Genomic DNA, 15659 nt, shown 5'->3' with positions numbered 1-15659 from the left:
ATCAATTTGTTCTTAAAGGAAAACGTCATGAATTCAATCAACAATAATTCAAGCAATATTACCCGCCTTCTCTCTGCAGTAATGTTTGCCTCCGTCGTATTTATCGCTGGATATGCCGCGCCGTCATCCGTCGGCATGATAGCTTCAGTCGAAGCAGCAACGCCATCGAAGCTTGGGGATTTGACTGCTTTCCGTGCCATCGCTGTTGACGTCGCCTCTGTCGTGGACAAAGGTGATCTGCCAGGGGCGAAAAAGCGCATCAAAGACCTGGAGTTATCTTGGGATTCGGCCGAAGCGGGCCTGAAGCCGCGCGCGGCAGCCGATTGGCACTTGGTCGACAAAGCCATAGACCGTGCTTTGGAGGCGCTGCGGGCAAGCACGCCGAATGCAGCAGCTTGCAAGCAGTCGCTGGCCGATTTGATAAAGACCTTTGACCAGGTGAGCGGCAAGAACTGAAAAAGTGCGGAAAAAGTGCGGCCCGCGCCGCAGATTCGTCTCTTTTATCATTTGCCGAGCGCATGCATCGGCGTGCGATAGGTTTCGCGCGCAGTGGCTGCGGAGATAGCGGCGCTAATCGCGGCAGCGCTGACGAATATCGCTACCGGCTTGGGGTAATCGCCCTTTCTTGCAAATTGGTGTGGTTTGCCCTTTTTTTTTGGCGCACTAATCATTCCATTCCCTCAAAAAATCCATATTCAAAATAATTCCAATACACTGTCTATTTGAGGAAATCATCGCCGCATCGCAGGTCATTGGTATTCAGGTTGCTGCGGCGGCTGGTAGGCTGGAGCAGCACACGCTTGCACCGTCGACTTTCCCATTGTCATGCGCGAGGAAACGACTACCGACAGCAGGCAACCGCCTGCCAGATAGGCCGCCACGGCATGCCATGAACCGTCAACGCCAAGCAAGGCGGTAGCAATAAAAGGGGTAAATCCGCCGCAGATCACGCTGGCGAACTGATAACCGACGCCGGCGCCGCTGTAACGGTATTCCGCGCCGAAAAACGCGGTGAACAAAGGTTGCTGCACGCTGACCACCATGTCGTGCGCAATATTGGCCAGCAGCACGGAAAAGATCACGATCCAGGCTACTGAACGGGCTTCCATTGCCAGGAAAAACGGCAATGCCGAAAGCAGGCCGATCACCGCCCCTGTTACATACACGCGCTTCAGGCCGATCCGGTCGGCCAGCATCGCGAAAGCAGGAATCGTGACGCAACTCACGGCGCCCACCAGCAGGCTGATATTCAGGAACAGATCGCGCGACATGCCCAGATTCTTGGTTGAATAGGCCAAGGCAAAGGCGGTGACGATATACATCGTGAACATCTCCGCCATGCGCAATGCAATGATCAGCAAGAAACTCTCTGGATGATTGCGCAGCGCCGCCAGCACCGGGATCTTCACCTTATGCTCGCCATGGACGCCGACCTTCTCGACAAATTCCTGCGATTCCTCCATGGTCGAGCGGATCCAGGCCGCCACCAGCACCAGCACGATGCTGATCAGGAAAGGAATGCGCCAGCCCCACGCCATGAAGGCGTCGTTGTCCAGCGTGTGGGTGAGAATCGAAACTATCCCGGTTGCCATTACCAGCCCGACGCCATAACCGACCTGCACACCGCTGCTGTAGAACGCCTTCTTCCCTTCCGGCGCGCTTTCGACCGCCATCAGCGCCGCTCCGCCCCACTCGCCGCCGACCGCAAAACCCTGCAAGGCGCGCAGCACCACCAGCGCCAGCGGCGCATACCAGCCGATGCTGGCGTAGGTAGGCAACAAGCCGATCAATGCGGTGGACACGCCCATCATCATTACGGTGATCACCAGCATGCGTTTTCTGCCAAGCCGGTCGCCGAAATGGCCGAACACAATGCCGCCCAGCGGCCGGAACAGAAAACCGACGCCGAAGGTGGCGAAGGCGGCCAGCGTGCCGATGGTCGGGCTGACGCTGGGGAAGAACTGGCTGTTGAACACCAGCGCGGCGATGATGCCGTAAAGCAGAAAATCATACCAGTCGACGACTGCGCCGACGAAGCTGCCGAACGCCGCCTTGCGGGATCGGCGGTTGGCAATCATCTGCTCGCTTGTAAGTATTATTGTTTTCATTGTTGTCTCCACATGTCAAATTCATGCTGCTTACGATTTTCCCAATTCTTGCATCGGCGTGCGATAGGTCTCGCGCGCCGTGGCTGCGGAGATGGCGGAGATGATCGCGGTAGCGCTGACGAATATCGCTACAGGCATCCAGCCGTCCGCGCCAGGTTTCAAGATCGCCGCACTGATAGTCGGTGCGAAGCCGCCCAGGGCAAACCCAATCTGGGTACCGATGGCCATGCCGGACAGACGCACCCGGGTATCGAACATTTCGCCGTACAAGGATGGCCAGACGCCATTCGCCGCGCTATAGACAACCCCGGACAAAAGCAGGCCGAAAACATAGATCAGCGGGATATTGGCCTGGCTGATGCTCCACAGATAGGGCCAGATCAGACCGGCACAGGCCAGCCCGCCAAAGATGAACACAGGCTTGCGGCCGATGCGATCCGACAGTGCGGCAAACGCCGGAATCGCCGCCAGCGCCACCACATTTGCCAATATCAGCACGGTCAGCATGGTGGCACGCGGAATATGGATGGTGTTGACTGCGTATGACAGCGTAAACACGCTGAAAATCGTGCTCACTACCGAGATCTGGGCAGCAAAGATGACACGCGCCAGGCTCTTCTTATGCTCGCGCAGCAGCACCATGAACGGCAGTTTGGTTTGTTTATCCCCCTGCGCCTGCGATTTTTCCTGTTCGAAGGCAGGCGTCTCGGGCAAGGTGCGGCGCACCCAGATGCCAACCCACACCACAATCGCGCTCAGGAAAAATGGAATGCGCCAGCCCCAGGACAATAACTGCTCTTCAGGCAGCGCTGAAATAGGCAGGAAAACCAGGGTGGCGAGAATCAGGCCGGCCTGGGTTCCGCTCAGGGTGAAGCTGGTAAAAAAGGCGCGCCGATGCGGCGGCGCATGTTCCAGCGTCATCGAATTGGCGCCCGCCTGCTCTCCTGCCGCCGACACGCCTTGCAGCATGCGCAGTATCACCAGCATGATCGGGGCGGCGATACCGACCTGGCCGTAAGTTGGCAGCAAACCGACCGTGAAGGTGGATATCCCCATCAGCAACAAAGTAAAGGTCAGCACTTTCTTGCGCCCGTACCTGTCGCCGATATGGCCCAGCAGCACCGCACCGATCGGCCGCGTCACATAACCGACGCCGAACGTGGCGAAAGCCGCTACAGTCGCCGCTACCGGGTCGAACGATGGAAAAAATATCTTGCCGAACACCAGCGCGGCCGCAGTGCCGTAGATGAAAAAATCGTAATACTCGACCGCGCTGCCGATCCAGCTGGCCAGCGCCGCTTTACGCGGTGAACGAGTGGCGGCCTGCGGCGCCGCATTGGCAGCGCTGGTCGCGCCTGGCGTCCGAATTTGTTTCGATACTGTAGATGTAGACATAACGTCCTCGATGATCTATAGGTGGTTTTCTTGATGAAGAGAACGAATTCTCTTCATCATAGCTTTCAGAGTGCGATTTAAATAGCGCGCTTAAAATCGATGCAGGATGCCGGCTTGCAAGCCGACCAGGCGTTTGCCATTGATGTCTGCTCCGGCCAGGTTGGCGGTAGGACCGGCGGAACCGCTGAAACGGAAACCGGCGTTGGCGTCGTTCTTCATGTAGTTGGCGAAACTGTAGAGCGTGGTGCGCTTGGATAAATCGTAGTAAGCCCCGAGGTTGCCGCCCTGCGCTCCTGAATCCCGGTGCGAAGTGTCCTTCATCACCCCATACAAGGCGCCGATCCGCCATTGCGGGGTGAGACGATAGTCGGCCGATATCTGGTAAATGTTGTACATGCGCAGCACGTCTGGATTATTTCCCGCGAAGGCATTGCCGGGGATGCTGACGTTGCTGAGGATGGCGGTGGCGTTGTTGCCGCTGGCATTGGCTGTCACGTTGTTGCTGCGTACGTAGGCAAGATAAAGCTTGCCCTTGCCATAGTCGTAATCCGCATACAGGTTGTGATAAACCACCCGTTCTGAATAGAGCGCCTTCGCCGCCGGCTTGGCCCACAGTCCGGCGTAACCTGCACGATACGGCCCCTTGCTGTAGTCCAGCCCGAGTTGATAGACGCCGCGTGCGCCTACACCCTCACCTGCGGTTTCGGTCAGCGCGTAATGCACGTCAAGCTGAAAACCGGCTAAACGCGGCGACTTGTAGGAAAGATCATTGTCGTAGCGCGACGGCACGCCGAAGGTATTGATGACCGAACCGTAAGTCGTGCGTTCGGTGTAATCGATAGCGCCGCCGATGAAGAATGGAATGCTGTTCTGGCGCCCGATACGAAATTCGCCTGCCGGCGTATTCATGCCGACCCATGCCTGGCGGTCGAACAGACGGCTGGAATCCGCCGCACCGCCGGTGTTGGCGTTCAAACCTTGCTCCAGCGTGAATTTGGTCTGGTAGCCGCCGCCCAGTTCTTCCACGCCGCGCAAGCCAAGGCGGCTGCGCAAGATGGCGCCATCGTTGAGACCGATGACGCTGGTGCCGCTGCTACTGTGGATGTAGCCCAGGTACTGGTCGACGTCGCCATACAAGGTGACGTTGGGCTCGGCTTGCGCCAGAGCAGAACAAGCGGCGAGGCTGCAGGCAGCGACGAAATTTATCTTCATGACATCTCCATTTGGTTTGTTTTTATGGTTAATGATTAAATATTTATGATCAATGCTGCCGCGACAATGTTCAGTGCCGCGTTGTTATCGATTGCGTTGCGATTGCAGTAATCGCCAGCGCATAGCCGTGAATGCCGAACCCGGCGATTACTCCCTGGGCCACCGGCGATAACCACGAGTGATGGCGGAACGGCTCCCGTGCATGGACGTTCGAGATGTGCAATTCGACCAGGCGGACGGCAGCGCCCTTGATGGCGTCATGCAGGGCAATCGAGGTATGGGTATAGGCGCCGGCGTTGAACACTACGCCAGCCAAGGCGCCGGCCGCCTGGCTGGCCCCCGCTTCGTGAATCCAGTCGATCAATACGCCTTCGTGATTCGACTGGCGGAAATCCAGCGTGAAGTTGTGCTTCGTGCAGGCGTCGCGGCAGATCGCTTCAACGCCGGCCAGGGTCTGGCCGCCATACACAGCCGGTTCGCGGCCGCCAAGCAGATTCAGGTTCGGACCGTTCAGAACCAGAACGGATTTTGGGTGTGGGGTCATGCTGTCTCCTCGATAACCTTGCTAAAGCTGCTTTATTTTTTTGTTTGCAGCTATTGTTTTTTGTAAGGCTTACTACTGCCGGCTAAGCCATGGTCGGGTGTCCGGCGCCGGATTGACGCAGCTGCAGGCTGCGTCGCAGGACCTGATCGGTCACCCACTTGGCGGCGCGATGAGCACGGCGCGCCACGATATCGGGCGACAGCTGCAAATAATCGTCATTGAAGACTTCGAAGCTGTAGTCGCCGCGATAGCCGCCCCGATCCAGCCGGCGCAGCAAATCGGACAGCTCTTTCGAGTGCGCGCCCTCGCCTGGAAACACGCGCAGATGACGCGCCGTTTCCAGCCGCTCTTCGGCGCTGCGGATATCGCGCCACATGAAATCGGATAACTGCACCAGCGCGATCTTGTCGCTGGGAATATCTTGCAAACCGTCCAGATCGGCCTGATTCGCCAGCATGTGAAAGGAATCGAGCACCACGCCCAGGTTGGCGTGGTCGGCCAGTTCTACCGCTTCCCACGATTGCGTATACTGGTTGACATGACGGCCCCACGACAATGCTTCGTAACCGATGCGCACGCCCAGCGGCACCGCCAGCGTCGCCAACTTTGCCAGGTGACGCGCGATCAAGGGCAATTCGCCGCTAGCCTGGCTGGAGGTGCTGGAACAGACCATCAGCAGCGGTGCGCCGACCGCCTGGCACACATGCAACATGTTCTTGGCGATGTCGAGCTTGTATTCATGCAAGGCGCCGGACAGTCCCTCGAAGTCGCGCATGACCTGGATGCCGGTAACGCGAACCCCGCTGGCCTTGACCAGGTGCACCGCCTGCTCCAGGCCGCCGGGATGGCCGGCCAGGTCCTTGGCCCACAACATGATTTGTGAAAACCCGGCGGCCTTGGAGGCATTCAGTTTCGACTCCAGCGGTCCGGCTAAGGTAATGCTGTCCATGCCGAAATTACTCAGATTCATATCGCCTCCAGCACGCGAAAAGCATCTGACGACACCCCCGGCCAGCCGAACAGTTCCAGATACAGCGGCGCTTGTTCGATCATCATCTCGCGCCCCTTCTGGATACGGCAGCCATGGCGCTGCGCTTCCACCAGCAGCCGCGTCATTTCTATCTTCATGCCGCAGTCGGCGACGATGCAAGACGGCGCGACGCAATTCAGGTCCAGCGGCAGCGGATCGTCCGCGCTCATGCCCAGCGGCGTCGAATTGACGACCAGGTCATAACCCGCGGCAGACGGCGTTCCGATCACCACTTCGGTGGCGCTGAACATGTTCAGCAGGCGCTGCCGCAGCGCTTCGGCTTGCTCCCGCCGCGTATCGTAAATGGCGACATGGCCAATGCCACGCGCCGCCAGCGCTGCAGCCACCGCGCAGCCGACGCCGCCGCTGCCGACTACCAAGGCCCTGGCGCGTGGCCAGTCGAATGGCGTGCTGCCACAGGTGCGGTCGAAGGCGCGGATGAAACCTTCGCCATCGATCAGATCGCCGATCAGGGTCTGTCCATCCTGGCTTTTGTAGATGGCATTGCAAGCGCCCGCCAGTACTGCGCGCGAAGTCGGCTGGTCTACCGCGTCCACGCTCATCGGCTTGTGCGGGATCGACACCAGGATGCCGCCCACGTTCTCTGCCGCCATTAGCATGCGCACCGCGGAAATATAGCCAGCCGGCGCGATCTTGAGCGGAATCACGCGGGCATCGATGTTGTGTTGCTTGAAGTAAGCATTGAACAAGGCCGGCGCTTTGACTTGCTCGACCGGCCAGCCGATCACCGGGAAAATACGGGTGTTGCCGGAAATCTCAAGCATGTTGCTGCTCCTGGCGGCTGATATCTTGGCGGCTAACTACCAGCTCGAAACTGATGCCGCTTTTGTAGAGCTGCGTCAATGCGCCCTTTGCGCTGGCCTGCGCCGGTTCGCGGTCGATGAACACGATGCCTCTTTGTTTCAGCTGCCGCACAGCGTCCAGCACATCAGGCGCGCCCAGTCCAACGCGCACCAATTGTTCATCCCACTGCAAGCCGGCGGCGCCCTCGGGCGGCTCTACCAGTTGCAGATAAAAGCCATGACAAGGGCTTTCCAGCAAAACCCCTTTTGGCAAAACCCCGAAATAGCAGCCTTGCGGCAGCGGCCTGAAATCCATCAGCTGCTGGTAAAAATCTATCCATTCCGGCGAACGGTCGCGCCCTATCGTTTGCACCACGCCAAAAAAATGCATGCCGGCCAGTGCTGGCGGGTTGGCTGGCGCGTTCAAGATCGGTTTGAAGTCGACGTCGTAGATGGAGAAGTCGCGAAAGCGATCGACGAAGTACAGGATCGAATCGCCGACCCCGTGCACGCCCGGGATATTCAGTTCCATCACTCCGGCGCGGGTCTGGATCGCCCAGGCGCCCATCTCGATCGCATGGCGATACGCGGCGTCTGCATCACGTACCCGCAACGCAAGCGCGCTGATCACCGTCGCTTGCGGCTCGCTGCCGGCTTGCGGCAAAGAGGATGGATCGGCATTGACGATCACATTCATCGTGCCCTGGCGGTACAAGGTCACCTCACGCGAACGATGGCGGGCAGTCGCTACAAATCCCATTTGCTCCAGCAACGCCCCCAGCGCCAACGGCTGGGCGCTGGCATATTCGATGAATTCAATGCCGTCTATGCCGAGCGGATTATTCGGTTCCGGATTGTGTTCTTGCGCAGTCATGCTGATCCTTGGCTGAAGTAGTCAGGCCAAGTATAGGAATGGCGTATCGAGAAAAACAGTGCCGAAAACGTGTAATATTGCGCTAATCGCGCAGATTGAGCGATTAACGCGCATTCTTGGAGTTATTTGGCGTGAAAAAACCTGAATTACTGGAAGTCGAAGTCGCCAAGCGCGATCTGATCGACGGCTTGATCAAGGGCATCGATGTGATCACTGCCTTCAACGACGACACGGTGCGCCTGACGGCGAGCGAGCTGGCGGAAAAAGTAGCGCTCAGCCGTAGCGCAGCGCGCCGTTATTTATTGACGCTGGTGCATATCGGCCTGGCGGCAACCGACGGCCGCAGTTTCTGGCTCACGCCCAAGGTGCTCAACCTGGGACGTTCCTATCTGGATTCGGCGCGGCTGCCGCGCGCGATAGTCCCCTTCCTGCAGCGGCTGACCTTGCAACTGCAGGAATCGACCAATTATTCCGTGCTGGAAGGCGACGATGTGGTCTATGTCAGCCGCGTCAATGCGCCGCGGCTGCTGACCACCGGCTTCGAACCCGGCACGCGTCTGCCGGCCTACACTTCGACCGCCGGCCGGGTACTGCTGTCGGCCTTGCCGGACGCCGAGCTGCGTGCCTATCTGGACCGGATCGACCTGGTCGCCTACACCCACCTGACCGTGACCGACAAGGAACAGTTGTTCCGGGAGCTGATCGCCATCCGCGAAGATGGTTTCGGCGTCACCGAAAACCAGTATGAAATCGGGCTGCGCGGCATCTCCGTGCCGATCAAGAGCCGCCGCGGCGCCTTGATCGGCGCTTTAAGCGTCTCGATGATGATCTCCAGTTGTTCAAAAGCCGAAGCGACCGCGCGCTGCCTGCCGGTACTGCAGTCTACCGCCAATACCTTGATGATGTGGGTTTGAATCGGGGACCGATTTCCACTGGAATCGGCTGGGCTTCACCTTTGCAGACATCGCTCCTGTTTTAATATGCGGATTAAAACTGTGAGTCTGTCTGCGACGTCCGCCTTAACAGCGGCTCACCGGCTCTTCTCAGGGTTCGCAGCCTGCGCCGCAGCTGCCATCATTTCGGCCAGTCGACGTGTATCCCAATAAACCATACCCTGATCCATGCGGTCGCCGCGGATGCGGAAACGGTCTATGCCGCTCCAACTCAGCAGCTTGCCGGCGACGGTGGCTGTCGCAGTCCACTCCACCATGACGATATCGCCAGTAGGCGCCCAACGATCAACGTCCAGGCGCAAGTCCGGCAATTGCTTGAAAATCTGCCGGAAATGCTCGACCACGCCTTCGCGGTCGGCCGGTTGGGTCATTGGCGGTATGAGGTTTTGCGTGTCGGAATGCATCAACTCACGCAGGCCGTCGGCATCTGGCTTGTCCCACTTCTCGGCAAAGCGGGCGACCACTTTTTGCGCCTGCGCCAGTTGGCTGGCGTTGGGGGCGATATATTTGTTTGCTGCTAAGGCTGGGACTGAAGTACTCATGGTTTGCTTTCGTAGTTAATAGAAATGACAGTAAATGTGAAAATTCAGGTAAAGTTGATTTCACATACACTGTGTATGCAATATACTTCAAGAATGTAAAAGTACAAGAGGTATTTGGGACTATAATAATTCGATGCCTATTTCTCCTATCCCCCAGAAAAGCCGCCGCGAAGAATATGCAGGTGCGACGCACGCGGCCCTGCTGGATACTGCCATTGAAATATTTACTGACAAGGGTTATCAGCAGACTGGGATTGAGGTCGTTGCGCGCGCTGCGCGGGTGACCAGGGGAGCGTTCTATCATCACTTCGAAGACAAGCGAGCCTTGTTCGAAGCCATAGTGAGGTTGTTGCAGCAACAGGCTGCCGCCAGATTGCAGGAAAGCGCTCGCATGGAAAAGGATACGCGTGGACAGTTGCGTGCAGGTGCAGCCGCCTTCTTGGAAATATGTTCGGAGCCGTCCTATCGCCGCTTAGTGATACAAGAAGCGCCGGCCGTGCTGGGCAGCGCGCTCTGCCGGGAAATAGGTGAGGCCTATCCCTATGGCATGCTGATTGCCGGTTTGCGCGAACTGCACAGAGCCGGTAAATTTGATGTGGAAAATGTCTATCTAGCCGCTCGCATGATTGGCGCGATGATTTGCGAAGCGTCCCTGCTACTTGAGAAAAGCGCGGAACCCGATAAATTCAAGGCCCAGGCCAACGCGATTGTAGATCGGGCGATCAGCGCCTTTTCACCAGACAGTTAAACCAAATTCTGCGTCCTTCACTAAACGGTCAGCCCGATGTCTATACGCCATTGACCCGCCATTTACCGTTGCCAAGCCCCAATGGCTAAACATGGCTTTATATGCAGCATGAGTTGCGAGGGCGATTCTGCACTCAATATTGGACCGTCTGTCGCCCTCCGTCATAGAGCGGATACGGCGGCTCCCCAAGTCTTTGCGCCCCAACATCGCCGTCAGGCTCTTGCCACTGCCGAAAACCTTATTTCCACCAGCGCCATAGCTTGAACGTAGAGCATCCGTTGATATGGATCGACAGGGTATCTCCGGACATTGACTCGCTGACCTTTATAGGTGAGATACTGTGCGTGCAAATCCGGTTTCAACGTCTGTTGGGTGCGCAACGGACGTTGAAACCGGGATTGCTTATCGTGTATAAAACCAGCATACCCGTCATCCCCTTGGGGGCACCCCATTTTGATACGCAGACATTTTATTTTGGGCGCGACCGCGTTGGCGACAACCTCTTCCACGCTCATTGCTTGTTCGTCCGGGGCCGGCCATGAGGAGGCCGCTCGCAGCCTCCGGCGTCCTGGCTTAATGAACACCGGCGACCGCTCTGTGCTGCTGCACGAACTGGTGCGCTATGCGACGCTGGCCCCGTCGAGCCACAACACCCAGTGCTGGAAATTTCGCGCACAGGGCAATCTCATCACGATCGAGCCCGACCTTGCGCGGCGCTGTCCGGTTGTCGATCCGGATGACCATCACATGTTTGTTTCGCTGGGTTGTGCAACAGAGAACCTTATGCACGCGGCACTCGCCTATGGTCTCAAGGCTAACGCCAAATTCAATGCAAGCGGCATGGGCACGGTTTCAATCAGTCTCGATGCGACAAAAGCGCTAGCGTCGCCTTTGTTCCAGGCAATTACCGAACGGCAATGCACCCGTGGTGACTACGATGGCAAACCGCTTTCCATGGAAGAACTCCGCCTGCTCGAACAAGCAGCCCGCGGCAATGGCGTAGCCGTGCTGCTGCTTACAGAGCGTTCGGCCATGGAGAAGGTTCTGGAATATGTGGTCTCCGGAAACACTGCACAAATGAATGATCCGGCGTTCGTCGAAGAACTGAAGGCCTGGATTCGTTTCAGCAATGATGAGGCCGTCCGAACCGGCGACGGCCTCTTCTCCGGCTCGTCGGGCAATCCAGCGATGCCGCGTTGGCTGGGTAGCCGAATGATGCGCCTGTTCTTCACGCCAAAGTCTGAAAATGAACGCTACGCGCGGCAAATCCGCAACTCGGCCGGCATTGCAGTGTTCGTCTCTGACGCCAACGACAAGGCGCATTGGGTGGAAACCGGACGCTGCTATGAGCGCTTCGCTTTGCAAGCTACTTCGCTGGGGATCCGCAACGCATTCCTGAATCAAGCGGTCGAAGTCGGGTCGATCCGACCTCAGTTCGCCGCGGCACTTGGCCTGGGCCATCTGCGACCGGATCTGGTGGTGCGATTTGGTCGCGGGCCGGCACTGCCCTGGTCCATGCGGCGGCCGGTTCAGTCCGTGCTGGTCTGATCCCGCCAATTATCGAAGATGGAAACCACCGTGAACTGGATATTATTCTGGGCGGGACTTGCCGTGGGCTCCATCACCGCCATCGCGGCCGGCCTTGCCGCGTACGGCGCGGCACGCTGGGCTGACTCGACGCGTGCGCTATTGTTCCGGCTTGAGGGCAACCGCCTGCCGGCGACAACGTCGCAGTACGACGCGGACGAACTCGAAGGTCTGCCGGCACCGGTCAAGCGCTACTTCCGTTCCGTACTGAAGGATGGCCAGCCGATCATTGCCGCCGCGACGGTTGAACATGTCGGTACCTTCAACCTGAATCCGGCCGGCGAGCAATGGAAACCCTTCACCTCAAAACAGCGGGTGGTCACTCGCAGGCCCGGCTTCGTCTGGAATGCCCGCGTTGCGATGGCGCCGGGCATCGCCGTCTACGTTCACGACGCCTATGTGGACGGCGAAGGCATTCTGAATCCCGCCATTCTTGGACTATTCTCGCTGGCTGGCCACATCGACGCCCGCGATCTCGCCCAAGGCGAATTCGTGCGATTCCTCGCTGAATCCGCCTGGTATCCTACTGCCTTGCTTCCAAGCCAGGGGGTGCATTGGGAGGCGGTCGATGAACATTCTGCGAGCGCCACCCTGGTGGATGGGAAAGTCGGTGCGACGATGCTGGTGAGCTTCAACGAAGCCGGCCTGATTGAATCGGTACGCGTCGAAGCGCGAGCCGCTCTGGTGGACAATATCGTCGTTCCCACACCTTGGGAGGGGCGCATGTCGAACTACCAGGAACGCGACGGCATGATGGTAGCGCTTACTGCTGAGGCGTCATGGCTGCGCCCTGATGGGCGCAAGCCTTACTGGCGCGGGACAATCACCTCAATAGCGTATGAGTTCCCAAGTTCTAGGGCCTGTTAACATTCAATTTGGGAGTGCGAACGCGCGGCAGGCGTCGCATGCCGTTGTTGAACGGGGCGGCCATCCGCTCCTTGCCGTAGCACCGCTACGTCGCGTCGCTGCGCCTAGGCACGCAACGCCTGCCGCGCGTTCGCACTCCCAAATTGAATGTTAACAGGCCCTAGCCCATCCGGGAAAGAATCGCCAGGCGTTATCGCTACACAATTGTAAACGCTCACTGCGGCGCGCTCTGCCGCTCTCAAGGCGATCAAGGTTGCACATACAGTCGCCTGGACTTTGTTCGCAGGTTGCATCCTTGCGCTTCCGTCTGCTTCGTGGCGTGGCAAGCACCGCGCCGCCGCTTGGCCTTGGTCCAGCCCGAGGGGTTCATATATGGACGCCCTCAATTTGCGAGCAGTAACTCGGATTAGCGGCGCAAGGTTAGATTGCATCCAATTAACTTCTGATGGCCCCTCTTCCGCTTTCCCTACACAAAAATCAAGATTTCCTTATCGGGAATTTGAACAATATTGATTACTCTTCCTATGTCAAAAGGCAACATTGCCAGCATTAATATGAGGCGCTCCAATAAAGCATGTCGGCGGCGGCTTCGATGTCAATCTTTCAGGCAGCAGCCATAGCGGCTCGAAATATGTCGACATGACGATGATTGCCTAAGACGGAAAATTCCTGAATTGATGTGCCGAAATTATGGATTTCAATTGCCCTTCCCTCTCTTCTCACCGTGGCAACCTGCCCATTTTTGTCAGGCACGATCCGTGCTCAGACCGAGATGTCAATTTCATCCCACTCATAAGTCATGAAAATTAAAATCCATATTCCGCCGCTGATCGCTGCTGCCTTGATCTCGACGCTGAGCGCTTGCGGAGGCGGCGACAGCAGCGACAGCAGCGGCAACACAGCGAATACCGCCAATCCGGCGACACAGGCCACCACGACCAGCACCGCGACCGACAGCAATTCAAGCACTTCGAGCGGCAGCACTGCCACTAACACAAGCGACACCAGCACCACCGGTTCGACCACTACGCCGGTGACAACGGTAGCGCTGATCGACATCAGCGCGTCGATCCTGGCCGACCAGAACATCGTTCTCAATGGCGATTCTGTCGTCAACATCCCCGCCGGAACAACCACATACAGCGGCGTCATCTCCGGCACCGGCACGCTCACGGTGCGCGCCCCCGGCGGCGCAGGCACCCTGGTGCTCACCGCTGACAGCAATTTCACGCTGCCGGCCTCGCAGCAAACCGAAACCGCCACGCAAACCAAGAGCCCCTTCGATCCCAACCACGTGCATTATTGGGTCATCCACAATCCCAATCCGCCGGCAGTGATCGTCAATGCCGGCGCCACATTGCAACTGGGCACGCCTTCATCGACCGGGGGCAGCATCGGCAGCTATATTCCAAACACTGCCGGCACCACGATCAATCTCGACAATTTCCAGATCGACGGCACCCTGGTCCTGGAATCCGGTCCGGCACTGAACATGGGTATCCTGAGCGGTAGCGGCGTCATCCGGCGCCCCCCCATCGGCTCCACCGGCGGTACTGTCCGCTTCGTCGGCGACAATCCGTTCAGCGGCGTGTACTCGCAGCTCTATGGCGGTTATTTCGGCGTCGACCATGTCATCTTCTCGATGCCGAATGCGACCATTTTCAGCAACGAGTCGTTCATCACGGCGGCCCCGGAGGGCTTGTTCGGCGATACCGCGGCCCACCAGCTGAAGTATCCTAAAACCATCTGGGAAAGCCATTACGGCGACGATATCAACACCAACTCCGGCCTGGTGATTTTTTCCGGCGTCTACAGCTACAGCAACAGCGGCGACCAGCTCAAGCCGTCCTTGAGCGATCCCAGCTTGAACACCATGCTGGTGCAGAATGTCTCAGGCAGCCCTACCGGAGGTCATAATTCCAGTTTCCGCGGCATCAACATCGAGGGCGGCACGACCCAATGGGGCGACGGCACAAATAATCAGTTCTTCCTGCCTTCGGCGCCATCGCCCGCTGCGCCCGATTCCTCTGTAAAAAATGCCTATATCAATTTGCACAGAGGCTCGACCCTGGTGTTCGATTACAACGGCAGGTACAGCTGCAACGTGAGTATTACAGGAGGAGGCGGCGGCCCGCACGCCGACGGCTCGACCGGAACCGGCAATCTGACCATCGCCGCCACCGCGGGCAACTACGCGATACTGACCATGCCGCAGAACTACAACGGCATTACCACCATCGGCGCCGGCGCCACGCTGCAGATCGGCAACGGTGCGCCGGTCAGTGCGGTGCTGGCGACCGTGGGTGCGCCGACAGCAGCCGAACCGAATGGCGCTATCACGCGCAAGACCACGCTGGCGACCTACACCGGGGACAGCAGCCTGCTGACCGCCGAATCGGCCAACGGCAGCCTGAGCAACGCCATCGTCGACAACGGCACGCTGATTATCGCCAACACATCGACCGCCATCACCTTGTCGAACATCAGCGGCAGCGGTGCGGTCAAGCAGGCCGGCGCCGCCAGCACCACCCTGGCGGGCGCCAACAGCTACAGCGGCGGCACCACGATCAGCGGCGGCACACTGAACGTAGCCAGCGCCACCGCACTAGGCAGTGGCAGCGTCAGCAACGGCGCAACACTGGCGACCGCCGGCAGCCAGCATGCGATCACCGTCAGCGGCAACTACACGCAGACTGCGAGCGGCAATCTCACATTGTCGATCGGCAGCGTCAGCGATCAGCTCAAGGCCGGCGGACAGGCGTTTCTGTCCGGCAGCTTGACGCTCAATTTCGCTGCGACGCCGGCGCAAGGGAGCCGCTACGTGGTGGTGCAGGCCGCGGGCGGCGTCAGCGGCGGCTTCTCCAGCATCAGCGGCAACGGCGTTACTTTGGTAGGCGGGCAGGATGCTACGAGCTACTACGTGACGGTGCAATGAAGAAAAATGCGGGCTGCGGCTGGCGCAGCCCGCATCGTAGGGAAATCCCTACGATTAAATG

Annotated in this window: 15 protein-coding genes; 6 read left to right on the top strand and 9 right to left on the bottom strand. The window is 58.5% G+C overall.

All coding sequences use genetic code 11. The annotated features are described in order from the left end of the window. Positions 1-27 precede the first annotated feature (27 nt). Positions 28-456, top strand: a complete 429-nt coding sequence (locus BLV81_RS00435; RefSeq protein WP_092351316.1) for a hypothetical protein — start codon at positions 28-30, stop codon at positions 454-456. A 47-nt stretch (positions 457-503) separates the two neighbouring features. On the opposite strand, the gene BLV81_RS23840 is transcribed toward BLV81_RS00435, so the two are convergent. The 8 genes from BLV81_RS23840 to BLV81_RS00400 all read right to left on the bottom strand — a co-directional run bounded on the left by BLV81_RS23840 (position 504) and on the right by BLV81_RS00400 (position 7966). After that, entirely contained in the window at positions 504-671 is a 168-nt protein-coding gene (locus BLV81_RS23840; RefSeq protein ID WP_176992684.1) for a hypothetical protein, read from the bottom strand. Between the two features lie 78 nt (positions 672-749). Continuing rightward, on the bottom strand, positions 750-2108 hold the full coding sequence (shiA, locus tag BLV81_RS00430) for a shikimate transporter (protein WP_092351314.1): 1359 nt from the start codon (positions 2106-2108) through the stop codon (positions 750-752). 30 nt (positions 2109-2138) lie between these two features. Next, positions 2139-3503, bottom strand: coding sequence for an MFS transporter (locus BLV81_RS00425; protein WP_092351312.1), 1365 nt, complete (start codon positions 3501-3503; stop codon positions 2139-2141). Positions 3504-3593: 90 nt separating this feature from the next. Continuing rightward, entirely contained in the window at positions 3594-4715 is a 1122-nt protein-coding gene (locus BLV81_RS00420; RefSeq protein WP_092351310.1) for a porin, read from the bottom strand. Between the two features lie 70 nt (positions 4716-4785). After that, complete coding sequence (gene aroQ, locus BLV81_RS00415; protein WP_092351308.1) at positions 4786-5259, bottom strand: type II 3-dehydroquinate dehydratase; 474 nt, start codon at positions 5257-5259, stop codon at positions 4786-4788. A gap of 82 nt (positions 5260-5341) precedes the next feature. Next, positions 5342-6229, bottom strand: a complete 888-nt coding sequence (locus BLV81_RS00410) for a sugar phosphate isomerase/epimerase family protein (protein ID WP_092351306.1) — start codon at positions 6227-6229, stop codon at positions 5342-5344. Next, positions 6226-7074: a shikimate dehydrogenase family protein gene (locus BLV81_RS00405; protein ID WP_092351304.1), complete on the bottom strand. Its 849-nt coding sequence runs from the start codon at positions 7072-7074 to the stop codon at positions 6226-6228. The genes BLV81_RS00410 and BLV81_RS00405 overlap by 4 nt, the downstream gene beginning before the upstream one ends. Next, on the bottom strand, positions 7067-7966 hold the full coding sequence (locus BLV81_RS00400) for a VOC family protein (RefSeq protein WP_092351302.1): 900 nt from the start codon (positions 7964-7966) through the stop codon (positions 7067-7069). The genes BLV81_RS00405 and BLV81_RS00400 overlap by 8 nt, the downstream gene beginning before the upstream one ends. Positions 7967-8097: 131 nt before the next feature. Between BLV81_RS00400 and BLV81_RS00395 the strand changes: the two genes are divergently transcribed. Further along, positions 8098-8880, top strand: coding sequence for an IclR family transcriptional regulator domain-containing protein (locus BLV81_RS00395; protein ID WP_092351735.1), 783 nt, complete (start codon positions 8098-8100; stop codon positions 8878-8880). A gap of 116 nt (positions 8881-8996) precedes the next feature. On the opposite strand, the gene BLV81_RS00390 is transcribed toward BLV81_RS00395, so the two are convergent. Beyond that, positions 8997-9461 (bottom strand): nuclear transport factor 2 family protein, encoded by a 465-nt coding sequence (locus tag BLV81_RS00390; protein ID WP_092351300.1) that lies wholly within the window; start codon positions 9459-9461, stop codon positions 8997-8999. A gap of 133 nt (positions 9462-9594) precedes the next feature. Between BLV81_RS00390 and BLV81_RS00385 the strand changes: the two genes are divergently transcribed. The 4 genes from BLV81_RS00385 to BLV81_RS00360 all read left to right on the top strand — a co-directional run bounded on the left by BLV81_RS00385 (position 9595) and on the right by BLV81_RS00360 (position 15598). Beyond that, entirely contained in the window at positions 9595-10209 is a 615-nt protein-coding gene (locus tag BLV81_RS00385) for a TetR/AcrR family transcriptional regulator (protein ID WP_092351298.1), read from the top strand. A 576-nt stretch (positions 10210-10785) separates the two neighbouring features. Next, on the top strand, positions 10786-11757 hold the full coding sequence (locus BLV81_RS00375; RefSeq protein WP_255364834.1) for an Acg family FMN-binding oxidoreductase: 972 nt from the start codon (positions 10786-10788) through the stop codon (positions 11755-11757). Positions 11758-11787: 30 nt separating this feature from the next. Then, the gene (locus BLV81_RS00370) at positions 11788-12663 is read left to right on the top strand and encodes a DUF6920 family protein (RefSeq protein WP_092351733.1); all 876 of its coding nucleotides are present in this window, start codon (positions 11788-11790) and stop codon (positions 12661-12663) included. A 799-nt stretch (positions 12664-13462) separates the two neighbouring features. Further along, positions 13463-15598: an autotransporter-associated beta strand repeat-containing protein gene (locus BLV81_RS00360; RefSeq protein WP_092351290.1), complete on the top strand. Its 2136-nt coding sequence runs from the start codon at positions 13463-13465 to the stop codon at positions 15596-15598. Positions 15599-15659 lie beyond the last annotated feature (61 nt).

The sequence above is a fragment of the Collimonas sp. OK242 genome (assembly GCF_900107095.1).
GTDB lineage: Bacteria > Pseudomonadota > Gammaproteobacteria > Burkholderiales > Burkholderiaceae_D > Collimonas.
Note: the sequence above shows the minus strand (reverse complement) of the source record. Positions and strands in the feature narration are given on the sequence as shown.